Consider the following 11948-nt stretch of genomic DNA (forward strand, 5'->3'; position numbering starts at 1 on the left):
GAAATTCGAAAAAAATTTTTTCCATGACATGGAAAATTTTCACTCGGCACGGCGCGGGGCGGGACCGTCAACGATCGACGGTCTCGATGGCGGTGACGCGATCGTCCCGAAATTCAACGCGCATACGGTCGTATTCTTGGCGCCGCTCCACGTCGACCCAGACCCAGTCATTGACCACTCGGCGTCGTCCGTCGGGATCATAGACGCGTACGCGAGCATCCGCCCGCTGCCGTTCATAAAAGCTGCGAACGGCGATATAGGACCACACTTCGGACTCTCCGTCGGCGGTTCGCCGTCGGTATTGACGGTCCGGAGGACCCAAAGCGATGCGGACAGCTTCCTTGGGGTATCCGAGGTCAATTTTGCCTTGGCGTACGTTTTCCCGAATTTCGGGAGGCAGCGCCTGGAACGCTTCGGGATTGGCCCGAATGCGGGCCTCTGGGGTCGCGCAGCCTCCGACGGTCAACACCACGACGGACAGCAGGCTGAGGGCGACTCGTTTCACGCGGGCTATTTTAGCACACAGTCGCGTTAGTCTTCAACCAGCCGAGTAAGCAGGATGGCGGGGTTGAACTAAACGGCGATGGATCAAGATGACCCTGTAAGGTCGCGTGGGAGCGTCCAACGCTCTGCCAAGGGGTATGAATTCGCCTTTAGGCGGATCGGCGGGTGAGGTGTCGGAATTCGAGGAGCCGAAGGCACCGGTTATGGCGTCAAACGTCGTAATACGCTTGAATCGACGTGATTGGCTGGAGGGCATGAATCTCCATTACTCCAAGGCTGGCGCGAACTGAACATATGAGATGACGGAAAATTACAAGCTGATGGCTCGTCTACAATCGAGTCGCTGATAATTACCCAAGGAGGTTGTGCGAACAAATTCACCGATTTCGTTGCCATCGAGCTGGCCTAGTGCGTTCGCGCTATGGCTAATCTGGACCATTCAGCGCATGAACCCCAATCGATCGACATGCGAGTCGCTGCTCAATCAGTCAGCCGAGCAGTGAGACAGCGCGGTCGATGATTCGTCGGGCGCAGTCGATTTTGCTCAATGGGCCCCAGTCTTCCGGTGGTTGACCGCTCTGGATCCATGTGTAGGTGGCGGAATCGCTGCCGAGTGCTTCCGGGGAGTTGAGGAGGATGGCGTCGAACCGCTTCTGGACAAGTTTGTTGGCGGCCTGGTTCAGGCCATCATGGGTTTGGAGCGCGAAACCGATGGAAATTTGACCCGGTTGCTTTTCGGCGTTGAGCGTGGCGGCCACGTCGGGCACGGGTTCGAGCGGCAGATTCATAGTGGATTCGCTTTTGGGGAGTTTGATCGGGTTCGCGCCACCGGCCGGGCGGAAGTCCGCGACGGCTGCCGCGTGGAGAATGAGGTTGGCGACGGCGAAGCGAGATTTTGCGGCTTCGATCAACTCTGCTGCGCTGATAATGTGAGTCAAGTGAATGCTGGGGCCCTGAGGGAGGTTTTCCGGCGGGACGGGTCCGGTGATGAACTCGACCTCCGCACCTGCATCTGCGGCCGCCAAAGCGAGCGCTCGGCCCATTTTGCCGGAGCTGGCGTTGCTGAGGAAGCGAACGGGGTCCAGATGTTCGCGAGTTGGGCCGGACAGGATCAGAACACGCTTGCCGGAAAGCGGCCGGGGCGCCCGAAGCCGTTGCCAGACGACCTCTACGATCTTCGATGGATCTGCCAACCGCCCCTCGCCTTCCATGCCGCAGGCGAGGGCGCCCGATTCAGGTCCGATCCGGATCCAGCCCGATTCTTCGAGCCGGCGCACGTTCGCCTGAACGACAGGGTTTCGCCACATTTCGACGTTCATGGCCGGACAGAAAACGCGCAGGCATGAGGGAGGGAGCGAGAGAGCGCTGGTGGTCACGCAATTGTCGCCGATGCCAAGGGCTAGCTTGGCGATGGTATTAGCAGTGGCGGGCAGGACGACAAAGACATCCGCCCGGCTTGCGGGAAACAGGTGCGGATAGGCCGATTCGCCCGCCGCAGCGCCATCCGGCAGAATGCGGTCCAGCACCGGGTTTGCGGTGATTGCTGAAAAAGTGAGCGGCGCGACAAACGCGCGAGCCGCGTCCGTCATGGCCACGTGCACTGAACAGCCCTGCTTCCTGAAACGGCTGGCGACCTCGATCGCCTTATAGGCAGCGATGCCGCCGCAGATGCCAAGCAAAATGGCCGGATTCGGTTTCATGTCGACATTGTGGCGGTCGGAGAGTGTGTCCGCAAGCTGAGGGCTGCGAGACACAATCGGGGACGTGGCCCCAAAAGATTCAGGGCGTTCGATCAATCTGCGGGGAGAAACCGCGAAAGAGCAACTACGTAGACTGCCAAATTGCTACTCGACCAACTTCACGCGGTACACTGCGTTCGGGTTGAGCGTGCCATTGGTGACGACCGTTGAAGCCGTGTCGGAAATGGCCATGACAGGGTCGTTGAGGTTGACAAACTCTGCTCCGTTAGTAAGGGCTTCTACGTACTGAAGTTGATATTGTTTGCCGGGCACAGCATCCCAGGTCAGCAGGAGATCGTCGCCCGCGAGCGGCTCGATCTGAACCATGATCAGGAGGGACTCAACATCGAGGGGATTGGTACCGGCACGAATTTCGTGGCCGTCAATCATGGCATCTCCGTCAGTGTCGGGATTGTCGGGGTCGGTTCCGTAACTTTTTTCCCAAGACCGAGTCAGACCGTCGCCGTCGTGATCGGTAGGGTCAAGTTGGTTGGTTGTTGCTCCGACCTCTGCAAAGAAGACCTGATACGATGGAGCCCCGTAAAAAGGTACTTGGAACAATTGGGAATCGGCATAAAACGATGCTTCATCAAGAGATGGCTTATTGAAGACGCGAGCCATGATGAACACGTTTGTGGGGGGCGAAACGGATCGGTCCAACGTATCAATGCTACCGCTGCAAGTCCCTGGTTGGGCCTCTTCCGGAGAGGCGCCCTGCCCGATGCGGAAGGTTTTGATCACCGGATTGTCCGGGTGAGGGGTGCCATTGGTGCCTGGAGGAAAGACACCCGCGGAGGCACCTAGGATCTGGACGATTGCCCCCTCAACATACGGAATGCCGAAATCTGGCGCGGCGGCGGATGTGCCCGGCACGATATTGCCGAATTCATCAAAAACTTGGTTTGTGATTGCAAAATTGAGAGGTACCTGCAACGCCCGCAGTGGAGCCGTCCACCCCAATACCGCCACCAATGTGATCCATCCAATCTTCGATTTCATGGTCAGCCCTCGACTCACGAACTCACCCCCGTTTGACGCTTCGTGCTGGCTCGGATGGCTAGGATCATTCCGCCTACAAGGACCAGCAGATTCGCGGTGCTGGGTTCAGGTATGGCAACGAAGTTGTTCACATTCGTCGAGTATAACGAGCCATCTGGATCAAATCGGACCTCTGCAACACCCAAATACACCGTCGGCGCAAAAATTTTCGATGTTCCCCAACATACTGTACCCCCAATGGGCCAGTTTGTTGTGTCAAAATAACGGATGTAGACATAATTCACGAGACTGGAATCGTATGTAATCGTGACGCCAAAGGTGCCGGAGCCGAACAAACTGTCGATCGGAACGATGGCGAGAATGATGTCGTCCCCGGTTACGGAATCCGCGATGAAATATCCCGGTCCCCACGTTTGCATGGGGTTGATGACATTGTCTCCGCTCCCGATGATCATGACCCACGATCCATCCGCTAGGGGTGTCACGCCGTCGCACCCGTAAATCGGGTTGAGCACATAGGCATCGAGCGAAACGGGCGGAGCAAAGGATGTGGTGGCGAAAAGAAAAACACCAGCCACCCCCGCCAGCAACCCTCGGCGGCCCACCGTGGCAATCCCCATCTGAAACATTTCTCGAAGGCGCCCTCTGCCCATAAAACACCCTGTCATCATATTACCCCACCGACCCGTAAAGAGAAATGAGAAAAGTTGGGCTTCTCAATCGTGTTCCGGCGGGCCGAGTTCCGGAAATCGGCCCGCCGCCACAGGACTGATCGCGGCCCCTTACAATGCCTCCGACGCAGGGCCGACTCCATCCCCGAGTCTCTCTATATGGTAAAGCGCTCCATCCGAAAAACGCTTGACGAGCTGGAGCTTGGCGGCGGAGGCCAGCTCGTTTGGAAAATACAGGAATGGCCTTGGCAAGCGGTCGAACCACGCGAGCAAGGCGGGCGAACGTTCGGGCCAGCGGCCTTGAAGGTCTTCGAGCTTTCGTAGCAGGTCATTTGAATAGACGTGCGTCTTCTGGGGGCTGGACAATGAGAGCCGTCCGATAATCAGGTAAAGAGCATCTGGGCCGTTTGAATAGAGCGGCATGTCAGTTGCCCGGAATGAAGGCGAATCGCGCAGAAACAACGCCAGTTCACTGGTTCGCCAGGCGGGGTGATTGTATTCGAGCCACTCTTCGCTGTTGTGGATAATCCAATCGATCTTGACTTTCGTCGGGAAAAACAGCCATCCGGCCACAAGAAAAGCCGCGATGACATTCAACAGATGAGCTTTCCGGCCAGGTCGGGTATTCGACAGGATGGAGGAGCCCGCAAAACCCAACAAGACAGCCGCGGGTGGAGCCACGGGTGACAGCAGACGATCCCCGAGCGGGTCAAACCCGGAAAGGCTCGCACTGAGAAGCAGAAACGCGGTGTAGGATGTCGCGGCGACGACAATGGCAAATGGGGTGGATGGACTTCGCCATCGATTGCGAAACAACCAACCAAGGGCGATAGCGGCCAATGCGACGCCGAGGCCTGCGAGGGTCATGGTGTGGCGCATCGCGAGATTGAGGAAAAACGAAGCCAGGCCCAACGGCTCCGGGATGTACCAGTGGATCAAGGTTTCGAGGAGGTGGCGAACATGCATGGATACAGATGCGATGGGTGATCCCCGCGGTCCGAATAGGGTGCCGTCGGCAAAGAGATTTCGAACGACCCACGCGGCGAGGGGTCCGGCCGAGAGGACAGAAAAGATCGCGGCGCGACGCAACCGTCTTAAGAATGTCCCCGGTTCGAACAGCAGTAGGTAGACGGCTCCGAGCGGAATCAGGAAAAGGCCAATGTAGCGGGTCAGGCAAGCGGCGGCCGTAGCGCCGCTCAGTGCGAGGAAGGCACCCGTGCCCAAGGTTCTTCCCGAGCTGATCAGTCGCTGATGAAAGGTGACGGTCAGCAGCAAAAACAGGATGAACAGAAGTTCGCTCCACGCCATGAGACAAATCTCCAGAAAGCCGGATTGGCCGCGACCGCCAAAATGGTCAAAAGCCCCCAAACTGAATTCGAGACACACGGCCGCGCAAGGTAAGCTGTCAGCGCGAGAATCCCGGCTGCCAATACCGCATTGAGAAAGGGTAGAGCATTCAGGGGATCGATCCCGGCAATCATCTGCGGCAGGGCCAGCAACAGCGGATAGAGCGGGGGCTGAACCGTCAGGGGCAGCCCGTCGTAGGACCTGCATCCATCGCCCATATTTAGGTGGCGCGCAGCGGCGATGTAGTTTGCGGAATCGGGCGACAGGCCAACCCCGCAGTTGTGAAGAGTGAGGAAAACGAGTAGAGCGTATCCGACGCAGAAAAAGACCCAAACTCGTGTGAAAGGTTCCATCAAGGTTGGCCGGGCGGATTTTCAAACCGCCCACCATGACTTAACGCTTAACCTATGCTAAACGAGGGAGACGCGAGTCAAACTCGGGTCTGGCACCCTTGGGGTACGGCAGCCAAGTCTTTGACCCCGACTCGAGAGGGTCTTTCCCTTGCGGTTCGAACTGATTAAGCATGTCTGAATTCCGCCAGATTGAATGTGAATTCTTCGAGGGGAACGACTATCCGCTGACGGCATGGATGGACGCAGGAACCATTCGGCGAGCCGAACCGCTTGCGCTGATTCAGGCTTGGCGATCGGAGCCTGAGGCGGACTGGAGACCCGGGAAAGTACGGTTAGCCTGGTGTCTATCAGGTCTGCTGGTTTGGGCGGATCTTGAGGACGACGACCTCGTTATTCGCGAAAACCGTTTTAATGCCATGATTTTCCACTCAACGGATGTTTTTGAAATATTTATCCGGCCCTCCAACCAAGACGCTTACTATGAATTTCACGTTTCGCCTGCCAATCAGCGGATGCAACTTCGGATTCCATCCGCAGAGAAATTCGCCCAGGTTCGCCGCCAGGGCATCATCCCTCCGGACTGGTTAGTGCGCGAGCTTCGGTTTGACTCCAGGGTGTGGGCGGATCCGCGATCTCGTCGCTGGCGGATCGGAGCGCTCATTCCCTTCTCAGGCGTCGAGGAAGTCGGTCCGACGCCGAACTGGCTGGTCTCGTTCGCAAGATACGATTATTCGCGGCATCGCGGACAACCTGTGTTGTCATCGACCTCTTCGCACCCGGTCGTCGACTTCCATCGACAGACTGAATGGCTCCGATTGATCTTCAGGGGGCGTGAGAGCTAAACGTTCACACACAAGTCCGGATCGAGCTGTACTCGCCTGCGACAATCTGTCACGCTGGGCGCAGTAATGAAGAGCGGATTCCTCGAAAAATTGATCGAGCGTTTGGACCGGTTGGACGCCGGTAGCCTTCAGACGCAGTTCCTCCGCCTTGCCCAGGAAAAGGGATTGCTGGAGACCATTTTTCATGCCATCCAGGAAGGAATTATTGTATTGGATGGCGAAGGGCGGATCACTTACGCAAACCGCGCCGCGGAAAAACTGCTGGGTTTCTCTGCCGAACAGGCCGCCAACCAGCCGATCAAACGATATTTCCGCGAAGTCGAATGGGACCGGGTTCTCGACCTCGACGCGGATGAATGGTCGCGTGTGGTCAGTCGGGAAATTGAGATCAGCTACCCCGAGCGGCGATTCCTCGATTTTTACATCGTGCCCTTGCGCGCAGTGAACGAGCGTGAAAGGGGCGCGGTCCTGATGCTCCGCGATGTCACCCGGGACCGGGAAAGTGAAACCCGGACGATCGAGTCCGAACGGCTGCAGGCGATCATGCTCCTTGCTGCCGGCGTCGCTCATGAAATCGGTAACCCGCTCAACTCACTGATGATCCACCTCCAACTGCTCGATCGCGAGCTGGCCGCCCTGCCCGAGGAGTCGCGCCGGCCGCTCCAGGAATTGCTGGACATCTCACGGCGCGAGGTGGAGCGGTTGGACCAGATCATCACGCAGTTCCTGAAGGCTCTGCGGCCCAGCCGCCCCGCCTTTGAACGCGCGTCGCTGCGCGAACTGCTGGATGAGACACTGGATTTTTTGCGGCATGAGATCGCCGACCGCGATGTGATTGTCGAAGTGGAGGTCTCGGGCGAGCCCCCCTTTGCGCTGGTGGACCGCGGTCAGATAAAACAGGTTTTTTTCAACATCATCCGAAACGCGATCCAAGCGATGCAGCATGGCGGCGTGCTGCGCATCACGCTCTCCAGCGACGACCGGTTCGTCTGGGTCTCGTTCAAGGACAGCGGGCCTGGCATACCGGCGTCGGACCTCGGCTCGATCTTCGAGCCGTATTTCACCACCAAACCTGAAGGAAGCGGATTGGGCCTGATGATTGTTCAGCGCGTCGTGCGCGATCACGGCGGCGAAATCGAGGTCCACAGCGATCCGAACAGCGGGACCACCTTCACCGTGTTTCTGCCCCGCGACGAGCGCCGCATCCGCCTGCTTCGGGCACGAGAACCGGATACCGCCAACAGCGCAGCCGCGTCGGGAGACGCTCCATGAAAAAGCCCGTGGTACTGATTGTCGACGATGAAAAAAACTCCCGCGAGGGGCTCGCTCGCGCGCTCCAGAAGACGTATGATGTGCTCCTTGCTGAAAGCGGCGCCCGAGCCCTCGCCCTGCTGGCGGAAAATCCGGTCGATGTGATGATCAGCGATGTCCGCATGCCGGGGATCGATGGCCTGACCCTGCTGCAGCGCGCAATGGCGCGATCGCCGCAGCCGGTGTGCATCATGTTGACGGCCTACGGAAGCATCGAGCTCGCCGTCGAGGCCATGCGGCGCGGCGCCTACGACTTCCTCACCAAGCCGATCAATCTCGACCGCCTGGAGATCGTGCTGAAGCGCGCGCTGGCGGCGCGCGACCTCGAGGCGGAAAACCGGGCGCTTCGCGAGCAGTTGGACGCCCGGTATGGCCTGCAGCACATCATCGGCCAGTCGCCCGAAATGCAAGAGGTGTTGGACACGGTTAAGCAAGTGGCGCCGTCGCGTGCGACGGTGCTTTTGCTTGGCGAGAGCGGAACGGGCAAGGAGCTGGTTGCCCATGCCCTTCACCAGCTCAGCCCCCGCAACAAAGGGCCCTTCGTCGCCGTGCACTGCGCTGCGCTCACGTCGACCCTCCTGGAGAGCGAATTGTTCGGCCACGAGAAGGGCGCCTTCACCGGCGCCACTGAGCGACGGCGCGGACGGTTCGAGCTGGCGGATGGCGGCACGCTCTTCCTCGACGAAATCGGTGAAATCGATGCGGCCATCCAGGTGAAGATCCTCCGAGTTCTCGAAGAACGCCGCTTCGAACGCGTGGGCGGCACGGAGCCGATCGATGTCGACGTCCGACTCATTGCGGCGACGAACCGCGATTTGAAGAAGCTCGTCGAGGAGGGAAAGTTCCGCGAGGACCTGTTCTTCCGTCTCGACGTCGTTTCGATCCGGCTGCCTCCGCTTCGCGAACGGACGGGCGACCTGCCGCTGCTGGTGAATCATTTCATACAGGTGTTCGCGAAGGAAAATGCCAAGCCGGTCGCCGGCATTACCCCCGAAGCCCTCGCAGCGCTGCAGTCTTATTCCTGGCCCGGCAACGTGCGGGAACTCCGCAACGTCATCGAGCGGATGGTCGTGCTGGCGCGCGGCGACCGGCTCACTTTGCGGGATGTGCCTCCCCACATCCGGGGGGAAGCGGACGCCGCGCCCCGCGGCGGGACGTTATCCCTCGTTGAGAATGAAAAGCTGCTGATCCAGCGCGCGCTGAAACTTCACGATGGCAATGTGACCCGGGCGGCACAGGAACTTGGGATCAGCCGCCGAACCCTGCATCGGAAACTCAACGAATACGGACTCCGCCTATCAGAAACCGAAAATCCGCAGAGCGCATCGGCTCCCGATTAATGTGGCCCGCTTGTCTGCCGACCGCCGCAACATTTTTGCCGTTGAACATTGTCACGCCCGTACGCGGGGTACTATAGTGCGCATTTCTCTATGGCCCGTCCATTTGAAGCGACGATCCAGGATATCGTTTACAACGTCGACGTTGGCGTTGGACTCCGTCTGATCAAATTTCTGTTGTATGTCCTGATCCTGTTCTCGATCGTCGTCCTCTACACCGCCACGCAGTTCCGGGGCCTTCGAGACGCCGAGGCCATGGACCTCGCCCAGCTCGGGCGGAACCTGCTGTTCAAAGGTCGCTACGTCACCCAGAACATCCGCCCGGCCAGCATGTGGTACCTCATTGAAAAATCGCCGGCGGGTGACCCGCAGTTGCGCGAGCATCCGGACATCGTCCACCCGCCCCTCTACCCCGCATTGCTGGCCGCCGGCTTCAAGCTCTTCGAAAACGCCTTCACGCAGTCACGTCCTGCTCGCGTCTTCCCGCCCGAGCAGTGGGTGGTCGTGCCGCTCGGCCATCTCTTCAGCCTGCTGACCGGTGTGGTGTTGTTTCTAATCGCCAGACACTTGTTCGATCAGCGTGTTGCCCTGCTCTCGCTGACCGTCTATTATCTGAGCGATTCCGTCTGGGGGCTGAGCATTCGCGGAACCGCGGTGCCCGCCGCGACCTTTTTCATGGCGGCGGCCTGGCTGGTTGCGCTGTGGACGAGCTCCCGCTATCAGGCGGCAGGACGGCCGATGGCCGCGGTCCTGGGCGCCTTCGCGGCTGGCCTGTTGTGCGGGCTGGCGTTCCTCACGCGATATGGAACGGCTGCGGTGGCCCCTGCCGTTCTGCTTTGCCTCTACTGGGCGGCCCGGCCGATCGGCCTTCGCGTCGCGCTCGCCTTTGCCATCGCCTTTGCCATGGTGGCAGCGCCGTGGCTTTACCGTAACCTACAGGTGAGCGGGGGAATCCTGGGACTGGCCCCGTGGCTGGCGCTCAATGGCGTGGACCCGATAGCGGACAATCTGTTCGAGCGAACGCTCGCCCAGGACATCAAGGTCGCAAATGTCATCGCCGCGCTGCGCCCAAAACTGATGCTCGGACTCGCTGACTTGTACAACCAGCACCTCCGGCTGCTCGGCGACGGTGTAATGTCCGGCATCTTCTTCACAACTTATTTTTATTCCTTCGCCCGCGAGCCGGTTCGCCGCTTCCGCTGGTGCATCGCCGCCGGCATCTTTTTGCTTCTGCCGGTCGCCGCCCTATACGGACAACCCACCTACCGCCTACTGCACCTGTTCTTCCCCTTCGTGGTCCTTTACTGCGTGGCGTTCTTCTTCATCCTTCTCGACCGATTGCAACTGCGAATCCCGATTCTCCGAATGAGTGTGATCACCATGTTTGTGGCCTTGGCTGCGCTGCCGATGGTCTTCCGTCTGTTGCCGCCGCGCGCAGGGGCCCCCTATCCGCCGTATTACCCCCCCTACATCATCCACGTCAGCAACATGCTCACGCAGGACGAACTGATGTGCACGGACATGCCCTGGGCGACGGCATGGTACGGCAACCGCAACTCGCTTCTGCTGCCGTCATCCATCGATGAATTTTATGAAATTCACGATTATATGCGGCGCGTCAGCGGCCTCTATTTCACCACGCTGACACGCGACCGCGAGTATGTCCGCACCCTGTTGGCCGGTCCGTACCGCTCATGGTTTCCCCTCCTAGAGGGCCGGATTCCTTCGGATTTCCCGCTGACTCAGGGTTTCCCGCTCGGCAACCTCGACCAGCTCTTCCTCACCGACCGGAAGCGCTGGTAGCCTCGCGTCCACCACGGGTCGGATCCGTGCCGCCGCGTCCCGATCGGCCCCGCAGGGCGCGAAGCTCGCGCCAGACATCGGGCTCCACAAAGCTCCACAAATCTATCGGGTCGTTCGTCGTTGCCGCTCGCCAGCCGGGCGGCATGTTTCGGTCCAACTCATCGTATGTAAGCGCCACCGCTGAGCCGATCTCCTTCATGGCCCGCGCGCGCGCCTCGTGCGGGTTCAGCTCTCCCCTCTCGAGCGCGGCGCGCAACTCTTCCGCATGTCGGCGCAGCCGAAGGTTCATCGCCGCCACGAGGACGTCAAATCGCGTGGTTTGCCACGGGTCCAGTCGCGCCCGTTCCACGAGATTCGACCGCATCCGCTCAGCGTTCCGTAGCCGTTCAGCCGTCCGCCTTGCCCACCACGCTTCGCGCGCCGACTCGTCCGATAGGCGCGGAGACCTTTCGGGCCATTCCGACTCCGCTGCAAAAGGCGGTTCAAGCGCAAGATCTCGCGTCAGCTGGTCTCTTGCCAGCGAGTTGTCGGGGGTCATCCCGGAACCACGGCCGGGCGCGCGCGCATTCGGCGAGAGCGGCTGCGCCGCGGGCATGGCATTTCGAATCGGCACAACCGCCAATGTCTGGTTTGCATCTGTCGACCCCGACGGCGGCGTCTCCGGGGGGTTCGGGACCGGCTGCTCGTTATCGCCGCGTTCCTTCGCATGTTGAGGAACAGCCAGCGGCCCAAGCCATCGGTAGCCTAAGGCTCCGCAGAGCGTGCCGGCAACAAACGCGAAAGCGATCCACAAGCGTCCCGTCCTCATCACCACGGAAAGTTTTTGCCTCCCGCTCGCGAAAAGCCAGCATCTCGGAAAAATTTTTTGATCGGGGCGGCAAGAAAAACCTCAAAGAGCGAACTGCGGCGCTAAAAATTTTGCAAGCGCTTGGATTTCAACGACATGAAATTTATAGGAAATGGAAAAGGGCCTGCGCCGATTTTACAGAGAACGGAAAACCGGAGCTGTAATCGCTTGGGCGACAATTGATTGGATTGATGT

11 protein-coding genes are annotated in these 11948 nt (G+C 59.5%); 4 read left to right on the top strand and 7 right to left on the bottom strand.

Translation table 11 applies throughout. From position 1 onward, the window contains the following. Positions 1-67: 67 nt before the first annotated feature. The 6 genes from NZ740_06525 to NZ740_06550 all read right to left on the bottom strand — a co-directional run bounded on the left by NZ740_06525 (position 68) and on the right by NZ740_06550 (position 5613). The gene (locus NZ740_06525; GenBank protein ID MCS6771666.1) at positions 68-505 is read right to left on the bottom strand and encodes a hypothetical protein; all 438 of its coding nucleotides are present in this window, start codon (positions 503-505) and stop codon (positions 68-70) included. Between the two features lie 487 nt (positions 506-992). After that, positions 993-2258: a bifunctional phosphopantothenoylcysteine decarboxylase/phosphopantothenate--cysteine ligase CoaBC gene (gene coaBC / locus NZ740_06530; protein ID MCS6771667.1), complete on the bottom strand. Its 1266-nt coding sequence runs from the start codon at positions 2256-2258 to the stop codon at positions 993-995. 90 nt (positions 2259-2348) lie between these two features. Next, the gene (locus NZ740_06535; GenBank protein MCS6771668.1) at positions 2349-3242 is read right to left on the bottom strand and encodes a thrombospondin type 3 repeat-containing protein; all 894 of its coding nucleotides are present in this window, start codon (positions 3240-3242) and stop codon (positions 2349-2351) included. Positions 3243-3256: 14 nt separating this feature from the next. Further along, entirely contained in the window at positions 3257-3895 is a 639-nt protein-coding gene (locus NZ740_06540; protein MCS6771669.1) for a hypothetical protein, read from the bottom strand. A gap of 129 nt (positions 3896-4024) precedes the next feature. Continuing rightward, the gene (locus tag NZ740_06545) at positions 4025-5221 is read right to left on the bottom strand and encodes a hypothetical protein (GenBank protein MCS6771670.1); all 1197 of its coding nucleotides are present in this window, start codon (positions 5219-5221) and stop codon (positions 4025-4027) included. Continuing rightward, positions 5179-5613 (bottom strand): hypothetical protein, encoded by a 435-nt coding sequence (locus NZ740_06550; GenBank protein MCS6771671.1) that lies wholly within the window; start codon positions 5611-5613, stop codon positions 5179-5181. Before NZ740_06550 ends, NZ740_06545 begins: the two co-directional genes overlap by 43 nt. Positions 5614-5783: 170 nt before the next feature. On the opposite strand from NZ740_06550, the gene NZ740_06555 reads away from it, so the two are divergent. The 4 genes from NZ740_06555 (at position 5784) to NZ740_06570 (ending at position 10906) form a co-directional block, all read left to right on the top strand. Beyond that, on the top strand, positions 5784-6455 hold the full coding sequence (locus tag NZ740_06555; GenBank protein ID MCS6771672.1) for a hypothetical protein: 672 nt from the start codon (positions 5784-5786) through the stop codon (positions 6453-6455). Between the two features lie 66 nt (positions 6456-6521). Next, a complete protein-coding gene (locus tag NZ740_06560; GenBank protein ID MCS6771673.1) occupies positions 6522-7727 on the top strand; it encodes an ATP-binding protein in 1206 nt (401 codons plus the stop codon). Beyond that, positions 7724-9106: a sigma-54 dependent transcriptional regulator gene (locus tag NZ740_06565; protein ID MCS6771674.1), complete on the top strand. Its 1383-nt coding sequence runs from the start codon at positions 7724-7726 to the stop codon at positions 9104-9106. The genes NZ740_06560 and NZ740_06565 overlap by 4 nt, the downstream gene beginning before the upstream one ends. Before the next feature lie 90 nt (positions 9107-9196). Further along, the gene (locus tag NZ740_06570) at positions 9197-10906 is read left to right on the top strand and encodes a glycosyltransferase family 39 protein (protein ID MCS6771675.1); all 1710 of its coding nucleotides are present in this window, start codon (positions 9197-9199) and stop codon (positions 10904-10906) included. Here the strand turns inward: NZ740_06570 and NZ740_06575 are convergent. Further along, complete coding sequence (locus NZ740_06575; GenBank protein ID MCS6771676.1) at positions 10884-11699, bottom strand: hypothetical protein; 816 nt, start codon at positions 11697-11699, stop codon at positions 10884-10886. The two genes, NZ740_06570 and NZ740_06575, sit on opposite strands and share 23 nt — an antisense overlap. Positions 11700-11948 lie beyond the last annotated feature (249 nt).

Source organism: Kiritimatiellia bacterium (assembly GCA_025054615.1).
Classification (GTDB): domain Bacteria; phylum Verrucomicrobiota; class Kiritimatiellia; order CAIVKH01; family CAIVKH01; genus JANWZO01.